Origin of the sequence: Dehalobacter sp. DCM, assembly GCF_024972775.1 — a bacterium.
Taxonomy (GTDB): domain Bacteria; phylum Bacillota; class Desulfitobacteriia; order Desulfitobacteriales; family Syntrophobotulaceae; genus Dehalobacter.
Genome location: NZ_CP092282.1, coordinates 1,181,901 through 1,206,694 on the forward strand (window position 1 = coordinate 1,181,901; position 24,794 = coordinate 1,206,694).

The 24,794-nt window shown below is 44.9% G+C and carries 27 protein-coding genes; 17 read left to right on the forward strand and 10 right to left on the reverse strand.

The features are described from left to right. Positions 1-9 precede the first annotated feature (9 nt). Together LPY66_RS05665 and LPY66_RS05670 are read right to left on the reverse strand one after the other, a co-directional pair. A complete protein-coding gene (locus tag LPY66_RS05665) occupies positions 10-1,140 on the reverse strand; it encodes a DegT/DnrJ/EryC1/StrS family aminotransferase (RefSeq protein ID WP_337987124.1) in 1,131 nt (376 codons plus the stop codon). 4 nt (positions 1,141-1,144) lie between these two features. Beyond that, on the reverse strand, positions 1,145-2,050 hold the full coding sequence (locus LPY66_RS05670; protein WP_337987125.1) for a glycosyltransferase family 2 protein: 906 nt from the start codon (positions 2,048-2,050) through the stop codon (positions 1,145-1,147). 255 nt (positions 2,051-2,305) lie between these two features. Here LPY66_RS05670 and LPY66_RS05675 point away from each other — a divergent pair, with 255 nt between their 5' ends. The 7 genes from LPY66_RS05675 to LPY66_RS05705 all read left to right on the forward strand — a co-directional run bounded on the left by LPY66_RS05675 (position 2,306) and on the right by LPY66_RS05705 (position 9,914). Further along, positions 2,306-3,379: a glucose-1-phosphate thymidylyltransferase gene (locus LPY66_RS05675; protein ID WP_337987126.1), complete on the forward strand. Its 1,074-nt coding sequence runs from the start codon at positions 2,306-2,308 to the stop codon at positions 3,377-3,379. Between the two features lie 54 nt (positions 3,380-3,433). Then, the gene (rfbB, locus tag LPY66_RS05680; protein ID WP_337987127.1) at positions 3,434-4,411 is read left to right on the forward strand and encodes a dTDP-glucose 4,6-dehydratase; all 978 of its coding nucleotides are present in this window, start codon (positions 3,434-3,436) and stop codon (positions 4,409-4,411) included. Between the two features lie 118 nt (positions 4,412-4,529). Continuing rightward, entirely contained in the window at positions 4,530-5,234 is a 705-nt protein-coding gene (locus tag LPY66_RS05685) for a HesA/MoeB/ThiF family protein (protein ID WP_337987128.1), read from the forward strand. Positions 5,235-6,117: 883 nt separating this feature from the next. Next, entirely contained in the window at positions 6,118-7,272 is a 1,155-nt protein-coding gene (locus tag LPY66_RS05690) for an iron-containing alcohol dehydrogenase (RefSeq protein ID WP_337987129.1), read from the forward strand. Between the two features lie 31 nt (positions 7,273-7,303). Further along, positions 7,304-9,016: an aldehyde ferredoxin oxidoreductase N-terminal domain-containing protein gene (locus LPY66_RS05695; protein WP_337987130.1), complete on the forward strand. Its 1,713-nt coding sequence runs from the start codon at positions 7,304-7,306 to the stop codon at positions 9,014-9,016. 351 nt (positions 9,017-9,367) lie between these two features. Further along, entirely contained in the window at positions 9,368-9,586 is a 219-nt protein-coding gene (locus tag LPY66_RS05700) for a MoaD/ThiS family protein (RefSeq protein WP_337987131.1), read from the forward strand. A gap of 40 nt (positions 9,587-9,626) precedes the next feature. Then, positions 9,627-9,914, forward strand: a complete 288-nt coding sequence (locus tag LPY66_RS05705) for a putative quinol monooxygenase (protein WP_337987132.1) — start codon at positions 9,627-9,629, stop codon at positions 9,912-9,914. A 527-nt stretch (positions 9,915-10,441) separates the two neighbouring features. On the opposite strand, the gene LPY66_RS05710 is transcribed toward LPY66_RS05705, so the two are convergent. The 3 genes from LPY66_RS05710 to LPY66_RS05720 form a co-directional block, all read right to left on the reverse strand. Then, positions 10,442-11,446 (reverse strand): substrate-binding domain-containing protein, encoded by a 1,005-nt coding sequence (locus tag LPY66_RS05710; protein WP_443112476.1) that lies wholly within the window; start codon positions 11,444-11,446, stop codon positions 10,442-10,444. Positions 11,447-11,532: 86 nt separating this feature from the next. After that, on the reverse strand, positions 11,533-12,324 hold the full coding sequence (locus LPY66_RS05715) for a CheR family methyltransferase (RefSeq protein ID WP_337987133.1): 792 nt from the start codon (positions 12,322-12,324) through the stop codon (positions 11,533-11,535). A gap of 51 nt (positions 12,325-12,375) precedes the next feature. Then, positions 12,376-12,828 (reverse strand): YaaR family protein, encoded by a 453-nt coding sequence (locus LPY66_RS05720; protein ID WP_337987134.1) that lies wholly within the window; start codon positions 12,826-12,828, stop codon positions 12,376-12,378. A gap of 15 nt (positions 12,829-12,843) precedes the next feature. Between LPY66_RS05720 and LPY66_RS05725 the strand changes: the two genes are divergently transcribed. After that, on the forward strand, positions 12,844-13,884 hold the full coding sequence (locus LPY66_RS05725; RefSeq protein WP_337987135.1) for a M20/M25/M40 family metallo-hydrolase: 1,041 nt from the start codon (positions 12,844-12,846) through the stop codon (positions 13,882-13,884). An 8-nt stretch (positions 13,885-13,892) separates the two neighbouring features. Here the strand turns inward: LPY66_RS05725 and LPY66_RS05730 are convergent, their stop codons facing one another. Then, positions 13,893-14,732: a flagellar motor protein MotB gene (locus LPY66_RS05730; protein WP_337987136.1), complete on the reverse strand. Its 840-nt coding sequence runs from the start codon at positions 14,730-14,732 to the stop codon at positions 13,893-13,895. Positions 14,733-14,746: 14 nt separating this feature from the next. Further along, a complete protein-coding gene (locus LPY66_RS05735) occupies positions 14,747-15,538 on the reverse strand; it encodes a flagellar motor protein (protein WP_337987137.1) in 792 nt (263 codons plus the stop codon). Between the two features lie 424 nt (positions 15,539-15,962). On the opposite strand from LPY66_RS05735, the gene flgM reads away from it, so the two are divergent. The 8 genes from flgM (at position 15,963) to LPY66_RS20975 (ending at position 21,635) form a co-directional block, all read left to right on the forward strand. Continuing rightward, a complete protein-coding gene (gene flgM / locus LPY66_RS05740) occupies positions 15,963-16,268 on the forward strand; it encodes a flagellar biosynthesis anti-sigma factor FlgM (RefSeq protein ID WP_337987138.1) in 306 nt (101 codons plus the stop codon). 3 nt (positions 16,269-16,271) lie between these two features. Further along, positions 16,272-16,757, forward strand: coding sequence for a flagellar protein FlgN (locus LPY66_RS05745; RefSeq protein WP_337987139.1), 486 nt, complete (start codon positions 16,272-16,274; stop codon positions 16,755-16,757). Between the two features lie 82 nt (positions 16,758-16,839). Further along, positions 16,840-18,957: a flagellar hook-associated protein FlgK gene (flgK, locus tag LPY66_RS05750; protein ID WP_337987140.1), complete on the forward strand. Its 2,118-nt coding sequence runs from the start codon at positions 16,840-16,842 to the stop codon at positions 18,955-18,957. A 21-nt stretch (positions 18,958-18,978) separates the two neighbouring features. Next, a complete protein-coding gene (gene flgL, locus LPY66_RS05755) occupies positions 18,979-19,899 on the forward strand; it encodes a flagellar hook-associated protein FlgL (protein WP_337987141.1) in 921 nt (306 codons plus the stop codon). A gap of 23 nt (positions 19,900-19,922) precedes the next feature. Then, positions 19,923-20,486 carry a DUF6470 family protein gene (locus LPY66_RS05760; protein WP_337987142.1) on the forward strand — a complete coding sequence of 188 codons (564 nt, stop codon included), beginning with the start codon at positions 19,923-19,925 and terminating at the stop codon, positions 20,484-20,486. An 89-nt stretch (positions 20,487-20,575) separates the two neighbouring features. After that, entirely contained in the window at positions 20,576-21,013 is a 438-nt protein-coding gene (gene fliW, locus LPY66_RS05765) for a flagellar assembly protein FliW (protein WP_337987143.1), read from the forward strand. Continuing rightward, positions 21,013-21,276, forward strand: a complete 264-nt coding sequence (csrA, locus tag LPY66_RS05770) for a carbon storage regulator CsrA (RefSeq protein WP_337987144.1) — start codon at positions 21,013-21,015, stop codon at positions 21,274-21,276. Before fliW ends, csrA begins: the two co-directional genes overlap by 1 nt. Before the next feature lie 125 nt (positions 21,277-21,401). Continuing rightward, positions 21,402-21,635: a DUF3102 domain-containing protein gene (locus LPY66_RS20975; protein WP_443112477.1), complete on the forward strand. Its 234-nt coding sequence runs from the start codon at positions 21,402-21,404 to the stop codon at positions 21,633-21,635. 1 nt (position 21,636) lies between these two features. Here LPY66_RS20975 and LPY66_RS05775 read toward each other — a convergent pair whose 3' ends face one another. The 3 genes from LPY66_RS05775 to LPY66_RS05785 all read right to left on the reverse strand — a co-directional run bounded on the left by LPY66_RS05775 (position 21,637) and on the right by LPY66_RS05785 (position 22,785). Next, positions 21,637-21,921 (reverse strand): helix-turn-helix transcriptional regulator, encoded by a 285-nt coding sequence (locus LPY66_RS05775; protein WP_337987145.1) that lies wholly within the window; start codon positions 21,919-21,921, stop codon positions 21,637-21,639. Then, positions 21,914-22,051, reverse strand: a complete 138-nt coding sequence (locus LPY66_RS05780; protein ID WP_443112461.1) for a type II toxin-antitoxin system RelE/ParE family toxin — start codon at positions 22,049-22,051, stop codon at positions 21,914-21,916. The genes LPY66_RS05775 and LPY66_RS05780 overlap by 8 nt, the downstream gene beginning before the upstream one ends. 605 nt (positions 22,052-22,656) lie before the next feature. Next, the gene (locus LPY66_RS05785) at positions 22,657-22,785 is read right to left on the reverse strand and encodes a hypothetical protein (protein ID WP_337987146.1); all 129 of its coding nucleotides are present in this window, start codon (positions 22,783-22,785) and stop codon (positions 22,657-22,659) included. A 434-nt stretch (positions 22,786-23,219) separates the two neighbouring features. Between LPY66_RS05785 and LPY66_RS05790 the strand changes: the two genes are divergently transcribed. Beyond that, positions 23,220-24,674 (forward strand): flagellin N-terminal helical domain-containing protein, encoded by a 1,455-nt coding sequence (locus tag LPY66_RS05790; protein WP_337987147.1) that lies wholly within the window; start codon positions 23,220-23,222, stop codon positions 24,672-24,674. Positions 24,675-24,794: the final 120 nt, after the last annotated feature.

Here is a 24,794-nt window from a genome sequence, read left to right on the forward strand (position 1 = left end):
AAGATGCGATTATTTAATTTGTCTTTGTTTACTTATTTTGCGTATGATATCACAAATCCGAGCAACATCCGATTCTGCAAGATTACCGTATAGCGGCAGACTAAGCACTGAGTCGGCAACTCTGTTCGCAATTGGCAGATGGTTAAGAGAAGCCGAGGGTAGGGAGCGATAACACCCAAAATTACTGCACAGCGGATAGAAATACTTGCGTGAAAAGATATTGCGCGTCATTAATTCCTGATAAAGGGCATCGCGTGTAAGGCCGAATTCGCGTGAATCGATCCGGATAACGCAATAGGGATAATTGGGTGTAATGTCTATTTGGGGCAAAATCATACGAATGCCGGGTATATTCGATAGCAGCTGATGGTAAAGCGTTATCAAGACTTTCCTTTTTTCGATTTCCTCGGTCACGGTTTCAAGGAGTAAAAGTCCGACGGCAGCTTGTATTTCATTCATTTTTCCGTTCGTACCCGGTTCGGAAACCAAATTATCGTCATTAAGACCAAAATTACGCAGGCGGTCTGCTCGTTTTTTAAGTGCTGGATCTTTGAAGGACAGCGCGCCGCCCTCAACGGTGTGAAATACTTTCGTAGCATGAAAGCTGAACATGGAAATATCGCCATAGCTCCCGATGGGGCGGCCGCTTGCTTTAACGCCAAAAGCATGGGCGGCGTCATAAAGTGTTTTAAGCTTGTATTGAGCCGCAATTGCTTCAATTTTTCCTATTTGGCAGGGATTACCGAAAACATGAACCGGAAGAATTCCCGTTGTTTCCTCGGTAATCAACGCTTCCAGGTGATTCGGGTCCAGTGTGAAGCTGTCTTCTTCGATATCACAAAAAACTGGGCGAATACCGCTCCAAGCCAAGGCATGTGCGGTAGCGGCGAAGGTGAAGGGCGTTGTAATAACCTCACCGCGCAGATCCAACGTTTTGCAAGCGATTTGCAGGGCAATGGTGCCATTGGCAAATACAGATAAATTGTCATTTCCGAGATAGGAAGCAAGTTTATTTTCCAACTGACGCACCATCTGCCCATGATTACTTAACTGCTTGCTCTGCCAAATCTTCTCCAGCATGGTACACATGTCTTGCAGTTCGGGTAGGGCGGGTTGGGTTACATAGATTGGATTTATCATACTATCAATTTCCTTTTTCGATATAGAATTGTAAATTCTCTATAGCCCAGTCCAGATTGTAGGGCACAGATGAGACCGAGTCATCGCTGAATTGCGATGTACAGTAAGGTGTACGGGCACCGCTGATCAGGTCTTTGCATGTTTCATTATATTTCCAGTAGAATTTCTTACGAAACGCGGCATTTGAATTGAGTTCTTCGTACAGTGTGATGCAGGTTTTCTGTGGTGTATCAAGTTCGCAGATGTTTTGGCAGGGACATTCTGCACAGGTGACTTGTGAAGGGATGGAAATGGCAACGTTTAATAATATTGCGGTTTTATGCGGCGTATAATTGTTTGCCCTGTTGAATAGCTCCATGCTGCCATGATAGTTTTCCTCGCTAAAATAGCCAATTTTTCTGATAAGATCTGGTTTTAGACAGAGGATATCGCCGGGTACATAATGATCATGCGCGTCGGACGGTAATGCCTGTTCTTTGGAGAATTCCATACAGATAATCTCATTCTTGACCCTTGGCTTGACTTGCGGCAAGTTGGGCGGAGGGAAGTTGTCATGGATACAGAGCAAGCCGATATCCGGGAAAACTCTAAAGGCACGCATGATAGTGGTCAGCCAATTTGGCGTCTCGACAATAACATTATTTTCAACAGCAATAAAATATTGGTTATCACGCCGCTTGGAAAGATTATGGTTTAAAGCGTAGACATGCCCCAGATTGACAGGAAGCCTAGTTTTATATTTTATGCGTTTGTCAGTAAGCTCTTGGATATAATTCCAGGTACCGTCTCTGGAGTTATTATCGACGATAGCAAGCTCAAAATCTTCCCTGCTTTTTAAAATACTGGACAGGCTCTTCACTGTTAGGCCGAGCCGGTTGAAAGTGATATAGCTGATTAATGGGGCTGCCATGGTGTTGTCTCCTCGCTTAACGTTATTGATGGGGCCAGACAGGTTCTCGTTCACTTTATTATATGGGCGAGTTGTCCTTGGGTTCGTCACCATTTGTATATTTGATGAGTACTATATTAAAAAAGACAACCTAGTACCATGTCTCTCTTATGTCGATGTATTATTCTGAAGGGTATCTCTTTCAGCAAGACTCTGTGTGAGCGAAAGGTTAAATAGTTAATCAGGTGCTAGGCCTAAGAAGGCGGGAGTAAAAAATTGAAAGCGTTGATTTTAAGTGGGGGAACGGGTACGCGGCTCAGGCCCATCAGCTATACGAACGCCAAACAGCTGCTCCCCCTCGCCAATAAACCAATCATAGTTTATCTCATTGAAAAGGTAGTTAAGGCAGGTATCCATGACATCGGGATTATCGTAGGCGAAACCCAGGAGCAAGTTAAACAGACACTTGGTAACGGAGATCAATGGGGCGTTTCGATCACGTATATTTATCAGGAGGGTTCGCTTGGACTGGCTCATGCTGTGCGTACGGCTTCAGGCTTTATTGACGGCAGTGACTTTGTGATGATTTTGGGCGACAATATTTTCAGCATGGGACTAGAAAGTGTTATAGAAAATTTTTATACCTATAGAGCCAATACAGCGGTACTTCTCGATCGGGTGACCAACCCCAGCCAATACGGGGTTGCTGTTGTCAATGATAATGAAATCACCGCACTTTGCGAGAAGCCAAAGGAATATATCAGCGATTTGGTACTCACAGGCGTATATGTTTTTGATAAAAGCATTTTCACAGCCATTGGCAGAATTAAACCTTCTAGACGCGGTGAACTCGAAATAACGGATGCAATCCAAAATCAACTGACTTCCGGAGGCAGGGTAACTTATGAGTTGGTTCAGGGTTGGTGGAAGGACACCGGTACACTGCAGGATTTATTAGAAGCAAACCGTCTAACCTTTGACGATATCGAAAATATCGAATTGCCTGATAAGGATAATCAAGGTATTATCCTGGATGATTCATTGATGACTGGGAAAATCCTTACGGGAAATAACGTCTATTTAAAAAACAGCAGGATTATTGGCCCGGTCCACATTGATGACGATGCAGTCATCATCGACAGCACAATCGGTCCGTATACAGCGATAGGCAAGAGATGTCAAATTATGGGTTCGACTATCGAAAATAATATTGTACTGAATGATGCCAGTATCATGAATGTGCCTAAAAAGATTTTTGGAAGCTTGATCGGCAGGAACGTGTCGTTAAAGGGGTCTGAGAATGAAGTCACTATGCTTTTCCTCGGCGATGACACCGTTATTGAACTTTAAAATCCCATTGAGATACCATCTCAATGTTCGTATAATTAAAGGAGTAGAGCTATAATGAGAGTCATTTTGGTGACCGGCGGAGCCGGATTTATCGGATGCAATTTTATTAAGTATTTTCTGGAAGCGGATAATGAGGCAATTATTATCAATTATGACAAACTGACTTATGCCGGAGACTATACTCATATCAAAGACCTCGAAGGACATGGACGGTACTATTTTGTCCGGGGAGATATTGCCACCAGCCAGGTAAAAAAGATAATTCGAGAGTGCGATCCGGACTATGTGGTCAATTTTGCTGCCGAATCGCATGTTGACCGAAGTATTTCCGACCCGATGATTTTTGGGCAAAGTAATATCATGGGGACTCTTAATTTGCTGGAGTGTCTGAGAGAATTTTGGAGTATTGAGGGCAAAGGCACTATCCCCAGAGAAAAACGTTTTCTTCAAATTTCTACAGATGAAGTGTATGGAAGCCTTTGTTTTGCTGATGACCCAGTTACAGAAGAATCCCATATTCAACCCAACAGCCCTTATTCGGCTTCGAAGGCAGCCGCTGACTTATTGGTACGGGCTTACGCCAGAACGTATCAATTTCCGGTGCTGATTACCCGCTGCTGTAATAATTACGGTCCTTATCAGAATGAGGAGAAATTTATACCTGCTTGCATTAAACGCGCTTTGAATAATGAACCGCTTGCTATCTATGGGGACGGCTCGAATATACGTGAGTGGATCCATGTACGCGATCACTGCACGGCGATTGCCAAAGTATTGTTTTCCGGAGAACTCGGAGAAGTTTATAATGTGGGGAGCGGAGAAGAGGTTTCGAATAGTGCGATGGCAGCCATGATCCTGCGTCAGCTTGGCAAGCCTGAGGATGCGGTCATTAAGGTTGCTGACAGGCCGGGACATGACTGGCGTTACGCTTTAAACAGCAATAAAGTAAAGACTAAGCTAGGATGGGAATGCCAATATGGCTTGGAAGAAGGTATCCGTGACACGGTTCAGTGGTATCGGGAGAATCAATAAATAATAAACTGTTGTAAGCGCGGTGTTGCGATATTGAAGTTAACACGATGGTAATCTATCGATGATACCGTTAATGTACTCACGTCAGAAAAAGAATGAATAAGGAGGACCATCGATCATGGACAGAGACATGGAAAAAAAGCTTCGATCGGGTCGTTATCAGCGGAATTTTGACCTTCTTACGGGAGAGGACCAACTGAAATTACAATCATCCACTGTAGCAATCGTCGGTTGCGGAGGACTGGGCGGTTTTCTTGCGGAAGAGCTTACCCGTATCGGTGTCGGGCATCTGATCCTGATCGATGGCGATGTCGTTGAAATAAGTAATCTCAACCGGCAGTTGTTTGCCCTTGAGGACAATATCGGTGAACCCAAAGTCAAAGCAGCAAAGGAAAGGCTGCTCAAGGTCAACTCGCAAACGGTGATCGATAGTTATGAACAATGGTTTACGGAAGAGACAGGAAATTCCCTGCTCGCCGGGGCAGATCTTGTTTGTGATGCTTTGGACACGGGCAAGGCACGACTTATCTTGGAGAATACCTGTCACGATCTGGGCATTCCGTTAGTACTCGCAGCAATCGGGGGTTGGTATGGCCTGGTAGGCGTCAGTTTTCCGGGGGATAACATTGCAGTGAAGCTGTTTGGGCAGGACAGGCAAGGAATCGAAAAGCAACTGGGCAATCCTGCATTTACCCCGGCGGCTATCGCCAGCCTGGCGGTGGCTGAAGCTGTCAAAGTCCTGATTGGGAAGCCAGCATCATTACATAGAAGCATTTTATATATGGATCTTTTAACCATGAAATTTGATCGGTTCAGTATCTAGTATTATGATTTTTAAATAATTAGACAAATATATTTGTTAGGGTCCGGTCCACGCACCACATTCCGCTTTCGGCTCTTGCGCCATCCGTGAATTTACATTATGGAAGTTAAAATTCTTTTGCCCTCCTTGGCGAATTTTAACTTAGGTCCATCCATGGACCGTTGCGCTTCGCCTCCATGCTCCGCTTGGCGCTGGAATTGTGGTACGCAGACCGTGCTATGAAGCTGAATGTCCAGTTATTTAGAGAACGTTGTACTAGTACCATGTTAACCCTAAATCTTATACATCCTGACGGCAGATTATTTGTAATACTGCGTTGTCTTGCCGCTTCTTCACCATCCGTGGTGACCGCGGCATTAGTCCATCCGTGGACGTCAATCCCCATATGCTCAGTATGCCTCGCCTCCGACGGCCAGGATGGCCTAGTGTCGCGATGCCTTGGATGGCAAGGAGCAACCGCCTTGTCTTACAATACGTTTTCACTGAGGCTCAGATGGTCTCATAATAGTACCAAATCTCTCTTTATGAGAAAGTTTTTGAATACGCTCTTTCTGAAAATTGCCCAAATAGCACAATTCCCATTGTGGCACGATTTATGCTATATAGTTCTTCCAAGGCAACATTTATTCGTGCCACATTTTCCATTACCGGTTAACTTGAAACTATAGAAGGCGACCATAAGGGGGCTGAAATCAGTGAAGAATCAATGCTGTTGCGTGCAGGATGCCCGCAGTTTGGAGGTGGAGATGGAGGACGGTACCGTCAGGTTTTTTTTACGTATGAGTGGAAGTTAAACAAGAAATAAATAGGCAGATTATATAGCAAAAATCACTCAATGACTTATTTACTACTAATGATGAAATAGTAGGGAGGTTTCATTACTATGATTTTTGATATTAATTATCCGACAAAGGTAATGGTTGGCGTTGACGCCACTGCGAAGACCGGAGAAAAATTAAAGGAATTGGGTGTTACAAAAGCACTTATCGTTACAGATCAAAACATGAAGAAATTCGGAGTGGCCGACAGGATCATAGAGAATATTCAGGCTGCCGGGATCGCTGTGGTTGAATATGATAAAGTTTTGCCGGATCCCCCCGACACCCAAGTCAATGAAGCAGGTGAGTTAGGCCGGAAAGAAGGCGTTGATGGCATTGTCGGAATCGGAGGCGGCAGTGTATTGGATTCTGCCAAAGCCATCAATGTATTATTAACCAATCCTGGGAACATCCAAGATTATTTTGGTTTTGGCATACCGTCTAAACCCGGAAAACCGACAGTTTTAATTCCAACAACGGCCGGGACAGGAGCCGATATCAGCGTCGTATCTGCTATTTCCGATTCCAGAAATGGCGAAAAAGCACCGCTTTTCAGCCCCGCCATTGTACCTACTTTGTCTATTGTTGATCCGCTGTTGACCGTATCCGTACCGCCCAGCCTCACGGCCACGACCGGTGTTGATACCTTGATGCATGCCATTGAAGCATATACTTCTGGAACAGGTAATCCGATGGCCGATATCATCTCTCTCGAAGCGATTGCCTTAGCTGGGAAAAACTTAAAAACTGCAGTACTTGACGGCAAAGATGTTGATGCCAGATATGGGATGAGCTTTGCTTGTACCTTAGCCGGAATGGCGATTACCCAGGCATTTACCCATCTTCCGCATGCTGTCGGAACACCGATTGGAACCCGATACCATATACCGCATGGCAATAGTGTAGCGCCGCTTCTGCCGATGTGTATCACTTACTGTGCGGAAATCATGCCTGAAAAGACCCGTAAGATTGGTCAAGCTCTTGGTCTGGAGTTAGCAAAAGAGCTGTCAGCCAAGGAAGTCGGTAATATTATTGCAGCATACCTCCGTAACCTCCTCAAAGAAATCAAAATCCCTTCATTAAAAGAATTAAACATTCAGGAAGCGGATTTACCGGCTATCGCTCAGGATTCATTTGGAAACCCCTGCATCAATTTTGTTCCCCAAGCGGTTACTGTCGAACAGATACTGGAATTGCTGAAGACCGAGTATAACGCCTGATCGGTTCTATACATGAAAGGATGAGAGCGGGATGTTTAAAGTATATCGGGTGAATACACGGACGCACGCCATCACACAAGAGGACTTTAAAGATGAGTACCGGGAATTTGGCAATAGGGGAATTATTGCTAAGGTACTGACGGACGAAGTCAATCCGAAGTGTGATCCTCTGGGGCCGGAGAATAAGCTGATTGTCTGTACGGGCATGCTAGCAGGGACTTCATTAACAACTGCAAACAGAGTTTCCTGCGGGGCGAAAAGTCCGGTTACCGGTGGAATAAAGGAATCAAACGTTGGGGGGAACGTTGGTTTCTATCTTGTCGGACACGGCATTAAAATGCTTATTTTTGAGGAAATGCCGGAAGATGACCGATGGTATATTTTCAAGGTAAACAGCGATAGTTCTGTGGAGTTGATCTTTGCTGATGAGTATATGGGGTTAGATACGTATGATACAGTTGAAAAAATGCATCAAAAATACGGGAAAGATATTAATGTTCTGACGATTGGAACCGCAGGAGAACGCGTTTTTCGTGTTGCATCACTGCAAGCGACGGATGCAACAACACACCATCCATCCCGTTCTGCAGCCAGAGGCGGTATGGGCGCTGTCGCCGGCTCCAAAAAAATTAAAGCTATTCTGATCGAAAAACCGAGTGAGCGTGCAAAATATCCATACGTGGATAAGGCGTTATTTGATAAGGCCAACAAGACAGTTGTGGAATGTTTTAAAGAACCTGGACCTGCGCAAGGACTCAATGCCATCGGCACGAATGCGATGATTGATTTAACCGCACAGCTTGGGATGCTGCCGACATTTAATCACAGCGGTCGAATGTATCCGCCGGAGATGTTGGAAACAATCAACATAAAATCATGGCTGGAACGCGTCAATCAATACGGCGGCAAACAGGGAACAGCCTGTCAGAACGGCTGTCTGACTAAATGCAGCAATATCTACAATAATCCGGATGGCTCAGCCCTAACCGGGGGCCTCGAGTATGAATCATTCGCCGTCTGTGGGCCAAACTGCGGGATGACCAGTCTGGATCTGATTGCGGAGATGGATCGTTTCAGTGATGACTTGGGAATAGACGCCATGGATTTCGGCTGTGCAATCGGTGTCCTTATGGATGAAGGGAAGATTCCTTGGGGAGATCCCGAAGGCGTACGGGATGCGATGAAGCAGATGCGTGAGGGAAAGACTGAACTCGGCAAACTGTTGGCAGAAGGAACGCATCGCCTGGGTGTAGCCATAGGCGCCAAGAGGATACCGACTGTCAAGAAACAATCGATGGGTGGTTATGATCCCAGAAACCTAAAAGGATTGGGTATCACCTATGCGACAAATCCAATGGGAGCCGACCATACGTCCGGCAACACCATGGGTCCTGGGGAACATCATAAAAAGGAAGGTCAGGTCGCGTTGTCCAAGGAGAAGCAAGTCGAAGCAACGATGCTGGATAATATCTGCTGCATGATGGCTATTATGCAGGCCGCAGCGAAGTATTCGGAAGTACTGCCGCAGTTGATGCAGGGTGCTCTTGGCGGCGAGTGGGATTATGATAAAGTATTGGATATTGGCAGAAAGACATTAAAATTGGAATGGGCGTGGAACGAAGCAGCCGGATTTACCAAGGACGATGACAAACTGCCTGACTTTATGTATGAACAGCCCACGGAGAATACACAGGCCGTCTTTGACCTTACCACAGAAGAAATGCAGGAGATATATAATCTCTGAAAATGAACTGGCAGACGCTAGTACCTTGTCAACCCTAATTCTTGTATATCCTTGCGGCAGATTTCATGTAATACTGCGTTGTCTTGTCGCTCCTATGCCATCCATGGCATGCGCGACATTTGTCCATCCGTGGACTTCAATCGCCATACGCTCGGTATGCCTTGCCTCCGACGGCCAAGGATGGCCTAGTGTCGCGATGCCATGGATGGCAAGGAGCGACCGCCTTGTCTTACAAGAAATCTGCACACAATTATTATAAAGCTTTAGAGTTAACAAGGTACTTGTCAACAGCGACGGCTTAAAATGATACTGATGAAGCGTCTGCCGTTATTCCCGATTTGAGGTAAACGTATGATTAAGGTAAATAACAGGGAATATGAATGGCAAGAAAGTCAAACATTCCACGGGATCCGGGAAATGTTAATCCAAAAAGAAGAGCTTAAGGCTATCCTGGAAGGAAACTACATGCTGATGATCAATGGACGGTATGTATCGCCGGGTGAACGGGATCAAGCGATCATTGCGGATAACGATACGCTGCTGCTGCTTCCCTCGGCCACCGGAGGTTGAGGGGGGATTTTTACAGGAATTAAGGAGGCGAGATTTTATTATGATCGGAATTATTGGAAAGATGGCGATTAAAGAAGATAAGATCGAAAAGTTCCAGACGGAACTCTCAGCGATGATTGAAAATGTGCGGAAAGAAGAAGGCTGCCTGGTTTACCAGCTGTTTAAAGTCGAGAACGAGAAGAACATCTTTATGTCAGTAGAAGAATGGGAAAGTATGCCGCTCTTACAGCAGCATTTACAGTCAGAAGGAATCAAAGCAACAATGGCTTTATTTGGCGAGTGCTTGGAGAAAGAGCCGGAAATGACGATATGTACTTTAGTTAAATAGGTAAAGCATAATGAAGAGTTGAAAGACTCCCAATAAGCTAAGAAATTCTAAACTTCCGGATCATATGCTGCTGCATCCTCGCTGAAAATTTTTTCTGTTGGCCCATAAGCTCTTATTTCACCGTGGAGAATAACCGCGACGTTGTTGGCAAGGAGAGAATGTTATGTGAAAAGGTTTAAACTGAATATGTCGATCAATTAAAGAAAAAAGAATGCGCATAGGGGAACTATGTGCATCCTTAACGGATGAGATATATGTTTAAAGTTATATGGGTGCCAATTGGTTAGAGGATGTAAGTTAATTATAACGATATCACAGCATAGAGTCAAGACTAATTATTTTAATGTATAATGAAATAAACTAATTTAATTTGATTAAGTTTATAATAGGTAGTTTAAGTTGGTTATTGTGGTTAAGTTTTAAAAAAATTATGAAAACTTATAATGAATAAAAAAGATGTAAAAAAGACGCATATTCGTCTTTGATATGCGTCTTGCATAAATTGCATTAGCTTACGTTTCTCTAATTTATTTTTTTCTGCCAAGATTGAAATTCGGGGTCTCAAAGATGATCTGGCCGGTTAGCGAAGCATCGTATCCCGCTTGCTGTTCAATCGCCCGGTGAAATGCAGGCATGTTTAAAACCGTTCGGATCTGCTGCCATTCAGATTGGGTTGCTGTCTCGCGGAGGATAACCAAATCATATCGCTCCTTAAAAAGCGGGATGAAGCTCAAACCCATTTTTTGTGCAGCCACTTGAATGCCAATACCAGCATTGGCTTCGCCATTGGCAATTTGTAACGCAACACCCAAGTGAGTATCTTCTATGTTTTCGTACCCTTGAATTTGGCTCACAGGGATTTCATGGGACATTAAGTAATGGTCCAGACGTAACCGTGTGCCTGATCCCCGCTGACGGTTAACAAACCGAAGTTCCCTGCGGTTAAAATCATCCCAGGATGTGATATTCATGGGATTCCCTTCGGGGACGATCCAGCCTTGAACCCTTTGAACAAGATTAACGACCAATAGGGATTCGGATGGAAGCAAATGATTGATGAACGGGATATTATATTCATCAGTTCTTTCGTCCCAAAGATGAATACCTGTAATCTCTGCTTCTCTACGGAATAGCGCGATCAGCCCTTCCATGCTTCCTTTAAACGCCGTCTTTAAATCAAAAGGCGATGGCGAATGCTTCAAAAAATCCGAGAGCAGTTCGATAACCATATCATGACTGCCTACAAACCGGAAGCCACTGTCCGACGGGTTGTCATTATGAACTTCGCCACGTTCCTGAGGACGCTTGAAATGAGAATCTCCCTGCAAATATTGCATAAGAATGTCGTAATCGATCCGGATCTTGCGGCCGATCCGACGTGCGGGAATTTCGCCGCGCTTAATCAATTCGTAAAGGGTGTACCGGGATATCTTTAGTATTTGGGCGGCCTCTTCAGGCGTTAATGGAGGTCTATCCGAAATGGCAATTACCCCCTTTCGATATACGAAATTAATTATAGTCTGGTAGATAATACAATGTCAATCAGCTACAATAGGGATAGTGTATTTAGGTAGCTTATTGGAAGCCTGTATGCGGAACATCATTTCGGATTTTCTGGTTATTTCTGATAAAAAAATGAAGAGACAGTATTTAAACCGAGTTGGCCTTTGCTGAATAAGTGCTCAGTACTTCCCGTAAAGAGAATCCCGCCAGGATTGAGAGAATCTGTAAATTTTTTATACAGAGTATCTTTGGCATCATCCGTAAAATAGATGACGACATTGCGGCAGGCAATGAGGTCGAAGCTGCGCTCAAATCGGTCCGTGAGCAGATTCTGCATTTTATACGTAATGTTTTTCGCTATGTTTTGGCTTATTTGGTATCTTTTGTTCTGAACCGTAAAATATTTATCGATCAGCTTGGGTGGTGTACTGGCGAAATCCTTCTCGTCGTATACACCACATTGCGCTTGTTTCAGGACATTGGTGTCAATATCGCTTCCCACGATACTGTAATTGACATTGGGGAAATATTCAGTAAGAATAATACCCATTGTGCAGGCTTCCTGACCGGCAGAGCAGCCGGCGCTCCATATTCTTAATGACGAACGCGATTTAAGAAGTGTGGGTATTATCGTTTCACGAAATATATCCCATTGCTTAACATCGCGAAAGAATTGCGTCACATTGATAGTTAAATGTTTGAAAAAGGCGTCATATAGGACTTGGTCCTGATTGAGGTTGCGGATAAAGTCAGTATAATTTTCCTGATATCCCCGCTGGCTCATGAAATTCAGAATCCGTCTTTTCATCTGGTTCTCTTTGTAAAAATTGAGATCAAGTCCGCTGATGGAATGAAACGCTTGGACAAATTTGGAATAGTCAGTAATAGTGCCTGTAAAATATGCCATCGTGATCTGCTCCTTACGCATTAGAGTTCACATAATATCCGTCACCGGTCTTCAAGCCAATAGATCGATGATTAAACCTTTGATTTCTCCAATCTTCTCCAAAATCTTCAGAGGTTCTGTTTGGGTATTCAGTACTTCCTGCCCGAGGTCCTCTAATGCTTTATTAATTTTATTGACGTGTGCCATGATTTTGGGTTGACCCCGAAAATCCCAGAGCGTGTCTTCCTGCATCGTCCGGCTCCTTCCGAATGTCGACTGCAGAAAACCTTTGACTAAATTTTTAAACTCGGTTAGGTTCTCGATGGATTTCGTTGCTGAAAGCTTTTTCCCGACAATATCGAGACGTTGAATAAAAACCTCCAGTTCATTGCTTTTCAATTGCCTTGATTGTGATAAAATGGTGCTGAAGTTGCTGTCTCTTTTTCCCGAAATCAGTTGATGACTGGCATCCATATTGCTTTTTTGATTTGTACCATTTATTTTCAATGCGATCATTCCCTTCATGAAAGGATCAGCTCTATGATTTCGCGCCGAATTTTTATTAAAATTGCCGCCGGTTTAACAGCATTTATCCTGCCTTGGACTGCATTGCCGGGAATTTGTGGGAACGTTGTCAGGAATCTTTTGGGAAGGCCAGCCGTTTTGTTTGGTAGTGATGTCAGTGAAGAAATGATCGTTCCTTCGGATCAAACGCTTTCCAGAAAAGCGATGGATGATATCACGGTTTTAGCCGGTGATGATCTTGAAGGGCGACGAGCCGGTACGGCCGGAGAGACACGGACTCTTGTCTATCTTGAGTCCCAGTTTAAATCACTGGGTTTAAAATCATTCAGTGGGGATAATTATTGGCAGCTATTTTCTATCCCGGCGATGAAAGAAACTGTGATCAATGGCAGGGCCCTTTTTCGTCCGGACGCGAATGATACATTACGAATTCCGGCGGCTAACATCGTCGGCGGGATATTAGGAGAAAATCACAATAAGACGTTAATCCTGTCAGCTCATTTCGATCATCTCGGTATCTATAACGGCAAACTTTATCCCGGTGCGAACGATAATGCGTCCGGTGTGGCTTGTATCCTGGAAGTGATGCGCAGATTAGTTAAAGAAAAACGTGAGGGGTTTAGACCGAAAATCAATATTGCGGCTGCTTTTTGGAGCGGTGAAGAAATGGGTTTTCGAGGCTCAAGGTATTTTATCCAAAACCCGCTCATACCCTTGGAACAAATTCGAGGGGTGATCAATGTGGATACGGTGGCTTATGGTGCCGTCAGTGATTTTATTCTCTGGTCAGCCGGCGAGCAATCCGCGTCACTGATCACTACCTTGAAGAAGGCTGCCCGGGTTAACGGTGCGATGATAGAAACCGCATCAGGCGGGGGACACCATAGTGATGAGTTCGCTTTTCAAGGAACAACGGTACCTGCTGTGACGTTACTCAGCAAAGAGTGGCTTACGCTAAACCATACGCCTGAGGATACGGCAGAGCATATTAACAAAGAAAAATTGGATATGATCTGTTCTGTGGTTTATAAAGCGGTCAGAAGCATCGCTTATTGATTTGTGCTTCATTCCGTGCTATAACGGCCAGGCTCCAAAACGTCATACTTCGAACGAAGGATGACCAGGTCGACCCGACGGTTGGCGATACGCCCCTGCTTCGTGTTATTGTCGGCGACAGGCCGATATTCACCGTATCCCACCGCGGATAAACGGAGAGGACTGATGCCGCCTTCTTTCGCCATCAGCTGAACAACGTTCGTTGCTCGAATAACTGAAAGCTCCCAATTGCTTGGAAAGTTAGCATTATGGATCGGCAGATTGCAGGTGTGACCTTCCACACGAATATAATTTGGCGAAGCATCAAGCACGGAACTGATCTTTTTGAGTATGTTGCTTGCCTTCGGGGTAATATCAGCGGAACCGCTGCTGAATAACAGTGTGTCTTGAATGCTGATGACTAAGCCCCTTTCTTCAATTGATGAATTCAGTTTACCCGATATACCGTTTTCTTTGGCGAATTGGTCAAGTTTGGTTTTGATTCCTTCAATGGTGAGATCTTCTTGCGTATTTGGGCTGCTGTCCGCTGGCTCATTAGCAGGTAATGACGTCGGCTCAGAGCTATTTGGGCTTACTTGGCCCGGTAAGCCGGGATTAGAAGCTTTCCCGCCTTCAATGACGGATGGACCGACTGAAGAAGTTGACAGATCGAGCTCAGACGACGCAGCACCGCCAAGCGTTACGCTTAATGAATCAGCAATTGCTCTGAATTTTTTGGCATCTAACTGACTCATTGAATACATAACGATGAAGAAAATCATAAGCAACGTTATCAGGTCAGAGTAGGTGACCAGCCAACGATCCTGTCCGGGAGTATGTGTTTGCAGTTTTCTGTGCCTTCTGTTCATAGGTTCACCATTTCTTATTCAAAAGTATCTGCCATGATTTCAGGATATCCTGACGCATTCGGAATATAGCCCAGGTGTGTTTTGAGTTTTTCTTTAAGTATGAAAGGGTTTTCCCCGGATTGGATGGAAATGATTCCGTCCAGGATCATTTCCATTTTCTGAACTTCCATCTGGCTTTTTAATTTTAGTTTTGTCGCGATGGGCAAGTAGATCAGATTAGCAAAACACACACCGTAAAGCGTGGCGATAAAAGCAGCTGCAATGGACCCCGCCAATTGGTCTGAATTGGAGAGATTACCCAGTACATGGATAAGTCCCATTACAGTCCCGATGATTCCCAAGGTAGGGCTATAACCGCCGGCGGATTCAAAGAAGCTTATGCCAAACCGGTGGCGGGTTTCCATAACATTGATTTTGGATTCCAAAATATTTTTTGTTATTTCGGCGTCGGTACCATCAATAACCAGCTGCATACCCTGACGGGTAAATGTATCTTCGATGCTATCTAATTCCTGTTCCAAGCTTAAGAGGCCTTCCTGCCGGGCTTTTTCAGAAAAATGAACCAGCTTGAAATACGCATCCTCCGCTCCAAATGCATGGTCAGTGAAAGCAATTCGCAGCCATTTTGGCAGATTTCTAAGCTCCTTGAGGGGGATGCCGATCACGGTAGCGCCCAATGTGCCAAGGACAACGATAAGAAAGGGCGGGATACCGACTAAAGCTCCCAAATGTCCTCCCTCGAGGATAAAGCCAAATAATATGCCAAATAACCCGATAACCAAACCCAGAATCGTGGTTATATCCATGTATTATTTCCTCCTAATGTATTGCGGATATTGTACTATGGGATATCATTTCTCAGCAATATGCCTCTGTACGTAAAATCTCTCTATGAATAAGTATACTATTTATATTAACGTCATTTAAACCCAAAAAATGAAGGGTTTTTTAAAATGTTTTCAGTTGGTACCTTATTTACCCTAAATCGTATATATTCTAGCGGCAGATTTTCTCTGATCCTGCGTTGTCTTCCTGTTTTCTGATAACCAGATGAAATAGTCTTTAAATCAAGAAAATTATTTGGGTCTTTTGCATTTAAAATAGAACAATATGCGTTGAAAAATGAAGTAATGGTATAAAAATGAAAGGATGGAAGAGGTAATTTGGAAAAATGGGTTTTCAGGTTGAAGGATCAATAGACGATAACTTTTATGTATTGGTAAACAAATAATGCGTAAATGGGTTGGTGTTAGTATGAAAATCGAAGGAACGTCCACACCATCTGTGAGCGGCATACAAGCCGTATCGCGGGCTGCTAAAATTGAAAGATCGAATCCTATCACGGAACAAGATAACATAAATGTATCCCAGGATGCCCAGGTCTATCAGAAATTGGTGCAAAAAACAAAAGAACTGCCGGATATTCGGGAGGATAAAGTTAAAGCTATATCTGAACAGATTGCCAAGGGTGAATTCAGTTTTGACGCGGCATCGATTGCAGAAGGCATCCTTTCTTCCAAAGAGACAGGAGGTTAATTAATGACCGAATATGTTGCCGATTTAGAAAACAATCTTAAACAGCAAATTACGATCTATCGCCGCTTAGTAGAATTGGAGCAGGAAAAGCAAAAAGCCCTCGTTGAAAATGTGATTGAAAAAATTGATACAATTACCGCCCAGGAAGAAACCATTCTGCTCGAAGTCGGACATTTAGAGGAAAAAAGACTTCACTGGGCAGAATTTTTTGCCAAAGAAACACAGAAAAATAGTGACGATATTACGCTTACTGACCTGTCCGCCAACTTTCCCAGTTTAGAATCAGTCAGAATTGATTTAGAGTCGGTTATCGGAGAATTGCGTAATCTGCATGAAGTCAATACCCAGTTGCTTGAAAATGCTGTTAAACTGGTTAACTTTACAGTTCGGCTGCTGACGAATGATCGGCAGACGACGTACAGTAACCCGGGAGATAAAGGCAATAGAGTCCAACCAAACAGCTTGAAAGTGATTGACCGAAGTATTTAAGACGAATAGCCGGCGGATCGGACGGTGAAAAATGGATAGAAACTGTTACGATCGGCAATACGGTTCAGAGGGGAAATAATCTATGAATTCCACATTTTTTGGTCTTGAATTAGCGAGCCGAGCGCTCAGCTCGCAGCAGGCGGCGTTAGGGGTTACGGGACATAATATTTCCAATGCCAGTACCCCGGGTTATACCCGCCAAATAGCGGAGCTTAAAACTTCGGTGCCCATAACTCTGACAGCGGGAGGCAAGTTCATGACACTGGGGACCGGATCAACTATGGATACGGTGTCCCGGGCCCGGGATGCCTATTTGGATGTGCAATTCCGATCTGAGACCTCCAAATTTGAATATTGGTCCGTGCAGCAAGACACACTCGAATTGCTTGAAAGTATGATGAACGAACCGTCGACTTACAGTCTCAGTAATGATATGACCAAATTTTGGAATTCGTGGAGTATCTTAGCCAACAACCCGCAAAATGCCGGGGTGCGAACCTCGCTGATTGAACAAACCAAGACGCTGGTGGATACGTTTCATCATATGAATACGCAGCTGACAGAAACTCAGAATGATCTTGACAGCAGTGTGACAGCGGCAGTAACGAAGATTAACACGATAGCCGAACAGATTGGCGCCCTTAATATTCAAATCAAAAATAGCGAGGTAAGAGGGGATAATCCCAACGACTTAAGAGATCAAAGAGACAGTCTGGTGGACGAATTATCCAAAATCGTTCCGGTCAAAGTCGTTGAGTCCCGTGATCCGGCATTTACTGACCGCACGGTGAATAATTATAAAGTCATTATTGGCAATGAAAACGATCCGGATAACGTCTTGGTTGATTATCAAACGGTACGGCATCTTCAAAGCCCACCCCCAACGGTGGATGGTTTCACCAGGGTAGTCTGGACTGACGCAGCTTCTCCGGCTGTTAATACCGGCTCGGCAGTCACCGTGCCGCTAACCATCAGCGACGGCGAACAGATTGCCATCAATATCGATGGCACGAGTTATAATGTGGATCTTTCCAGTATACGCGGCACCTATGACGGGTCGCCGGGGCATACCCTGACAGACTTGGCAGCCAACCTGCAAACCGTGATTAATAGTGTTTCGGGACAGGCGGATATTACCGTCGCCTATGCGGGAGGACACTTAACGCTTACCTCCGGAACCTCCGGGGGTACGTCATTAATCGCCTTTGAGCCCGTCACCGGCAGTTTGGGCCGTACATTCACTGATCCGGCTCCGTTGGCGGACGCTTCTTCCAATACCGGTGCGGTAACCAGCATGACCGCCTTAGGAACCTATTCGGGCAAAGGAAATACCCTGAAGGCAACCTATAACGGGACCACAAGTACGTGGGAGTTATCGGACAATAGCATCCCGCCGCTGACCGCAGCCGGCCTTACCTTAGCGGGCATCACCGTGACTGTCGTCGGAGCGCCTGCCGACGGCGACACGTTTACCCTTGATCTTTCAGTCCATGACAGTATGGCAAATCTCGGCTTTACACCGGCGGTTGCCAGCAACTGGATCGATCTCGGCACCAATATGGGACAGCTGGCCGCCAATATCACCATGCGGGATAATTACTTGGATAATATTCGCTCGCGCTTAGATACGTTGGCAGCAGGCATCGCCGATGCGGTTAATGTGCTGCATCGTACAGGGCAGGGTCTTGAATTGGAATCCACAGGAATTGATTTTTTTGCAGCCAGTGACGGGACAGCGATAACCGCCGCTAACATTCAGATCAACACGGTTGTTGAAAAGAACTATAACCGCATCGCTTCCGGTACGAGAGTGAATCCGCTGGAAGTCGGAGACAGCACCGTGGCTTTGGCCATATCCTCTTTGGCCAGTGGCTGGAGCAGCATAGAGACGCAAATCGGGCAGAATATATTTGGAATAAACGGTGCGAATCCGGTGAAGGGCACCTCTTTTTCCGATTATTACGGATCGATGATTTCGGATTTGGGGGTCAACTCGGAGCAGGCGATTAGAATGGTGAAAGGTCAATCCGTGCTAGTCGAACAAATGTATACTCAGCGCGAACAACTTTCCGGTGTTTCCCTGGATGAGGAAATGACCAACCTTATAAAATTTCAGAAGGTATATAGTTCCGCTGCCCGCTTGGTTACGATGCTGGACAGCATGTTTGATAATCTTTTGGGGATGGGCACCACTAAATAATTTCGGGGCAGGTGACGATAAATGCGGGTAAGCAATAACATTTTATCCCACAATCTATTAAGCAATCTTGAACAATCCAATCAAAAAATGGTTCTGCTGCAGAATCAGCTGGCAACCGGCAATAAGATTACCAAACCCTCGGATGATCCGATTGGCACCGAGACGATTATTCGGTTCAACAGTTCCATCACCACCATGGAACAATGGAAAACCAACGCCGATGAAGCGATTGCTTATCTGCAATCCAGTGAAAGTGTGTTAAGCGGGATGACGTCCATGCTGCAACGAATCCGGGAATTGACAGTTCAGGGGGCCAATGGTTCTCTCTCTAATGACGACCGTTCCCAAATCGCCAAAGAAGTGGATCAGCTTAACATGCAGTTTCAGGTTATGGCCAACAGCCAGGTGAATTCCAAATATATATTTTCCGGCAGCAAGATTGACACGCCGCCGCTTTCTGGGAGTGCTACCGTTCCATTTACGTTGACCCAATGGGAAGGGAATGATAAAGTGATCCAAATGGAAGTTGGACCGAATGTGGCGGTGGGGGTGGCGATTGAAGGCTCCAAACTGTTTGGTATTACCCACAATGGCGATGGCACGGAAAGTTCCAGCTTTTTCAGTACCTTGAATAAACTGAGCTCCGCGCTGACCAACGGCGACGAGACCCAGATCAATGAAGCCTTGGCTGAAGTGGATGATCATTTGGATAACTTTCTGGCCTTACGGTCAGAATTAGGAGCCAGAACCAATCGCATGAGTACGATCGGTGATCAGCTCGTTAATAATGTGATGAACCTCAAGCAGAATCTGTCGGCTGTTCGCGATGCCGATCTGGCGGAAACCATCATGGATTTTAACGCAGTCAATAATACATACAAAGCGGCGTTATCTGTTGGCGCTCAGATCATCCAGCCGTCGCTGGTTGATTTCATCCGGTAAAGACCTTTTAAGGATGTGCTCCCATGATTGACCTGCAATTTTACCGGCAACCGCCTCAGCTCGGTCTGGACATCCCTAAAGCGAGCTATGATTTGAACGTCAGAAAGGCGGAGGTGGCTATTCAGCAAGCGCCTGCGGAGATTGAGCTGTCGTCTACTTATCCGGATGTGCACGTGGATACATCCGCGGTGCGCCAGGCATTAGGCTATGGCGGCCCGGAGATTAGGGCCATGTTATTTGCCCAAGAAGCCAAAGGAGACTTCCTGGAAAACCTCGAGCAAACGGTTCAGCAAGGCTATGTCTTTGCTGATACGACCAACCGGGCGACTATTCCCGAGATCGTCAGCCGCTTCGCCGAGCCGGGTGAGAAGGAACTTGCGGTTGTGCCGCTGCCTTCGATCTCGATGCGCGGTATCCCGTCGACACTGGATTTTCAGGCTCAGCTGGGAGGGACAGAGACGCAGCTTGAGGATTGGGGCGAGGTAAGCATCGACAATTTTGCACTGCCCCTGCTGAAAGTGTACTGGGAACAAGAACCGTATCTGAAGATTGAGGCGGTGGGGCAGATCGTTGATGTTCAGGAATAACGTGTTTAATCCCAGGCACGTGAGAAGTACTGGGATACAAATCACTGTCGGAAAGACAATACAGTAATACCACTGAAGGAGTGATAGGCATGAACCGGACCATTATTGATTTTCCCAGATGTATTCCCGGATTTGACGCTTATTGTCAGTACGGACTTGTGGAAGAGGAAGACACGCTGCTGGCCAGTCTAAAAGCAACAGAGGATGAACATGCCCGGTTTATTATCGTCAGGCCGCAAGCTTTTTTTCAAGACTATCTATCGACTGTCCAGCTGGATCCGGATGAGGCAGAGCTTTTGGAGGTTACTGCCGATGATTTACTTGAGGTCTGGGCGATATTAACCCTGTGTCAACAGGATATGAAAAAAACTACCATTAACCTGCGCGCACCGCTCATTATCAATCGCCGAAGCGCCAAAGGCGCCCAGTTTATTTTAAGTGAGGAGCGCTATTTATCCAGACAGCCTCTATTTGCTGAGCTGCAGACGGAAGATAACACAGGCGTCAGGGAAGGGGTTGCCGGCTAATGCTCGTTTTATCTCGGAAAATCGATCAGAAGATCATCATTAACGATAATATTGAAATCACAATCGTCGCTGTTAGCGGCGATCAGGTCCGGATCGGCATTAATGCCCCGAAGGATGTCAAAATTCTGCGCAGTGAAGTGGTGGAAGAGATCGAGAAGCAAAATAAAGAAGCGATGCTTGCTGCTGTCGCAGAGGAAAAGAATTCAAAAGTAGTATTAGAAGAAATGCTGCAAATCAGAATAATGGAGAAAGAAAAGAAATAAGTTGATCACAAATAATTGACAACAGAGGCAACATACGCAAGCGGCTATCTAAGATTGCTGTCGGCAGATAGAGCAAAAACTTCGTTGACGTTAGGTTTTTGCTCTATTTCTTTACGTTCAAATGGTTGTGGGTCACCACCCGAAGTCCAGCGGCATATGCTTCAAATTACCAACCGGTTGGTAATTTGACTTACACCCAGTCCCTTCTCCTACTGGGTTTACCGGCAGAGGAATCCTTTTACTTTTACTGGGGCAATCACAGGGACAAAACAATCACAGCACAATCACAGGGACAGACAACCATAGGGACAGACAATCAAAGGACAATCACACGACCTGCTGTCCCCTTGATTGCTTAATTCAGTTAATTGTAATATGGATTTCCTTGCCAAGGCTGCGGGCGATTTTAATGACAAAATCCAACGAAGGATTGTAGTCACCGCTTTCAAAACGAGATATGTTGGATTTTTGTGTCCCAACACGTAAGGCAAGCTCTTCCTGAGTAATGTTCAGCTGATTCCGAGCATCAATGATTTGTGCGATCAACTCATAACGGGGTTTTAGTTTTTCGTATTCTGCCTTAAATTCCTCGTCCCTCATCAATCTTGCCTTAATATCTTCAAATTTCACTCCTGCTTTACTCATCTTGACACCTTCTTTCATAATCCAATTTATAGCTTAATGCTTTTTCAAGCTCTTTTTCTGGTGTTTTATTGGTTTTCTTTACAAAGCCATGCAGCAGTACAAAGGTATTTTTTTCTATTTCCCAGTCCAATCTGCCGCCTCCCTTAATATTATATGTCTGTTATGACAATTATGTTATCATATATGATAACATAATTGTCTATGAATATTCACATCCTTTTTAGCTCTACGTAGAAGAGGCGTAACCGCAAAACAAGAAGGTGTATAGCGATAGAGTAAAACTAGCCTATCCAAAATCTTTGCTCTATTTACATGTTGCTTGGATTTCCAGATAGTACGTAAGTGCTTGATAAAACAGAGTGACTTATATAAAAAGCTGATCCATATGATAATAAACTTCAAAGTTTTCAGCGTTTTTCAAGTTATAGTTCTTCGAGTTATTCAGCACAAAATTCATCCCGTTCCTCATCCGAAAGTCAGGAAATGTCAGATTCGTCACTGGTGACGAATCTGACATTTCCTGACTTTAAGGCAACCGAGCAGCAACCGGGGTAATCACAGGGAGGTAATCACAGGGACAGAGGTAATCAGAGGTAATCACAGGGTAATCACAGTAATCACAGGGACACAGGGGTAATCACAGGGAGGGGTAATCACAGGGACAGAGGGGTAATCACAGGGACAGGTACCATGATTGACCCGGGGTAATCACAGGGACAGGTACCATGATTGACCCTAGCACTTACCAATCACGGTACCTGTCCCCTTGATTGCCTGATTGCCGGTAATCACAGGGACAGGTACCATGATTGACCCGGGGTAATCACAGGGACAGGTACCATGATTGACCCTAGCACTTACCAATCACGGTACCTGTCCCCTTGATTGCCGATAGCACTTACCAATCACGGTACCTGTCCCCTTGATTGCTAAATCACGGTACCTGTCCCCTTGATTGCTTCTGTCCCCTTGATTGCCTTCTTGATTGCCCTTTTGATTGTTCTTGATTGTTGATTGTCTCTGATTGTCTCTTGATTGTCTACATGCAAATTTACTATGTTAACTATTGTAACTTAAAACAAAATGCATCCCTAAGATAATTTGCCAAAAAACAAAGAAATAATGAGAAATTCAGAGATAATTAAGATTAAGGCGTATATTTTGATCAAATATGCTTGTTAAGAACCATAAAACTTATTCCGATAAGATAATTGAAATAGTTTCCAGACCGGCCTGGGAACTCAAGTAAAGACGTTCTGCAAGGATGCGGAACGAATAAAATTCATGGAGGGATATACATGATAGTCAACACTAACATTTCGAGCTTGAATGCTCAACGTAGTCTGTATAGTACCCAGAGTACGATGCAGAAATCTCTGGAGAAACTTTCCTCTGGTTACCGGATTAACAAGGCTGCCGACGATGCAGCAGGTCTGGCCATTACCGAGAAAATGACCGGTCAGATCAACGGTTTGAACAAAGCCATCAGCAACTCTTCCAGCGCGATCTCTTTGATTCAAACTGCAGAAGGTGCCTTGAGCGAATCTCACAGCATTCTGCAAAGAATGAGAGAACTGGCTGTTCAGTCTGCTTCCGACACTAATACTGCCAGTGACCGTACAAAACTCCAGGCAGAAGTAGACCAATTAGCTAAAGAACTAACAAGAATTTCCAATACCACAGAATTCAATACTCAGAACTTGCTTGCTGGCGGTTTAAATGACACCTTCCATATTGGTGCTAACGCCGGACAAAACGTAAGTCTTTCTGTTGCTGCAATGGACGCGTTCTCACTTGGCGTAGCTACTGGTCAGAATCAAGCGGGAACTTTTACTGCAAATGGCACGCTTCTAACAGCAAATAATATTCCTACTGCTAATCTTGGTAGAGGTCTAAGTGCCCAGACATATAATCTTGTCGTAGATCACACTGTTGCTTCTACAACTGAAAATGTTGACGGTGTCACAGGTGGTGTTACATCAGGAGGTACTTTCACCGGTGCAAGAAACGAAAGTCTAAGGATAAGAGTTGCTGCAGGAGGTAGTGGCGCTGCTGTAACTTCTGCTGAGATTTCTACTGACGGTGGTACAACTTGGACTGCTCAGGCTGTTGCTGCAAACGTCATGACCTATAAAGGTGCAACCTTTACATTTACAAATACAGCTGTAGTTAATGAAACAGCCGAGTATAGTTTAGCTGCTGCAAAAGATACTATTCAGCTTCAGACTACTGTTGGAGCTGTAAACATTGGTTCTGCACAAACTGTATATTCTGACATGACAACTGTTACAGTTGGTGATGCAGCTACTAGTAGAACAATGAAGATTGATTCAACGGCGCTCGGTGCTCTAGCTGATGGTACGGCAACCTTAGTAGTAGCTCAACAGGCATCTACCGCTGCAACGTTTAATGCTGATGGAACTCTTCTTGCTCAGGCAGATACTGTAGCCGGTGTAGATATTTCCACCCAAGCAGCTGCCAACACGGCAATTACAACCATAAACAACGCTCTAGAGAGTGTATCATCTCAGCGTTCCACCCTCGGTGCCATGCAGAACCGCTTAGAACACACCATTAACAACCTGCAGGCTGCAGCCGAGAACCTGACTTCCTCCAAATCGACCATTAAAGATGTCGATATGGCACAGGAAATGTCCAGCTTCACCAAGAGCCAGATCCTCAGCCAGGCCGGTGTAGCCATGCTGGCCCAGGCCAACCAGGTACCCCAGGCAGTGCTTAAACTCTTGGGTTGATATCTTAGGCTTCTTCGCCCGAAGTTTGCCGGTTTAAAACTTTGTGTGAACTAACTATCCGGCCGGCTTAATGCCGGCCGGTTCTTCAATCAAAGAAAAGAATTCAAATTAAGGAAAAGA

Coding starts and splice junctions, on each gene's coding strand:
- LPY66_RS05760 (WP_337987142.1), top strand. CDS start 19,923: ATGATTGACCTGCAATTTTACCGGCAACCGCCTCAGCTCGGTCTGGAC.
- LPY66_RS05705 (WP_337987132.1), top strand. CDS start 9,627: ATGATCGGAATTATTGGAAAGATGGCGATTAAAGAAGATAAGATCGAA.
- LPY66_RS05725 (WP_337987135.1), top strand. CDS start 12,844: ATGATTTCGCGCCGAATTTTTATTAAAATTGCCGCCGGTTTAACAGCA.
- LPY66_RS05690 (WP_337987129.1), top strand. CDS start 6,118: ATGATTTTTGATATTAATTATCCGACAAAGGTAATGGTTGGCGTTGAC.
- LPY66_RS05730 (WP_337987136.1), bottom strand. CDS start 14,732: ATGAACAGAAGGCACAGAAAACTGCAAACACATACTCCCGGACAGGAT.
- LPY66_RS05720 (WP_337987134.1), bottom strand. CDS start 12,828: ATGAAGGGAATGATCGCATTGAAAATAAATGGTACAAATCAAAAAAGC.
- LPY66_RS05695 (WP_337987130.1), top strand. CDS start 7,304: ATGTTTAAAGTATATCGGGTGAATACACGGACGCACGCCATCACACAA.
- rfbB (WP_337987127.1), top strand. CDS start 3,434: ATGAGAGTCATTTTGGTGACCGGCGGAGCCGGATTTATCGGATGCAAT.
- LPY66_RS05670 (WP_337987125.1), bottom strand. CDS start 2,050: ATGGCAGCCCCATTAATCAGCTATATCACTTTCAACCGGCTCGGCCTA.
- LPY66_RS05775 (WP_337987145.1), bottom strand. CDS start 21,921: ATGAGTAAAGCAGGAGTGAAATTTGAAGATATTAAGGCAAGATTGATG.
- LPY66_RS05685 (WP_337987128.1), top strand. CDS start 4,530: ATGGACAGAGACATGGAAAAAAAGCTTCGATCGGGTCGTTATCAGCGG.
- LPY66_RS05735 (WP_337987137.1), bottom strand. CDS start 15,538: ATGGATATAACCACGATTCTGGGTTTGGTTATCGGGTTATTTGGCATA.
- LPY66_RS05700 (WP_337987131.1), top strand. CDS start 9,368: ATGATTAAGGTAAATAACAGGGAATATGAATGGCAAGAAAGTCAAACA.
- csrA (WP_337987144.1), top strand. CDS start 21,013: ATGCTCGTTTTATCTCGGAAAATCGATCAGAAGATCATCATTAACGAT.
- LPY66_RS05715 (WP_337987133.1), bottom strand. CDS start 12,324: ATGGCATATTTTACAGGCACTATTACTGACTATTCCAAATTTGTCCAA.
- flgM (WP_337987138.1), top strand. CDS start 15,963: ATGCGTAAATGGGTTGGTGTTAGTATGAAAATCGAAGGAACGTCCACA.
- flgL (WP_337987141.1), top strand. CDS start 18,979: ATGCGGGTAAGCAATAACATTTTATCCCACAATCTATTAAGCAATCTT.
- LPY66_RS05745 (WP_337987139.1), top strand. CDS start 16,272: ATGACCGAATATGTTGCCGATTTAGAAAACAATCTTAAACAGCAAATT.
- fliW (WP_337987143.1), top strand. CDS start 20,576: ATGAACCGGACCATTATTGATTTTCCCAGATGTATTCCCGGATTTGAC.
- flgK (WP_337987140.1), top strand. CDS start 16,840: ATGAATTCCACATTTTTTGGTCTTGAATTAGCGAGCCGAGCGCTCAGC.
- LPY66_RS05790 (WP_337987147.1), top strand. CDS start 23,220: ATGATAGTCAACACTAACATTTCGAGCTTGAATGCTCAACGTAGTCTG.
- LPY66_RS05665 (WP_337987124.1), bottom strand. CDS start 1,140: ATGATAAATCCAATCTATGTAACCCAACCCGCCCTACCCGAACTGCAA.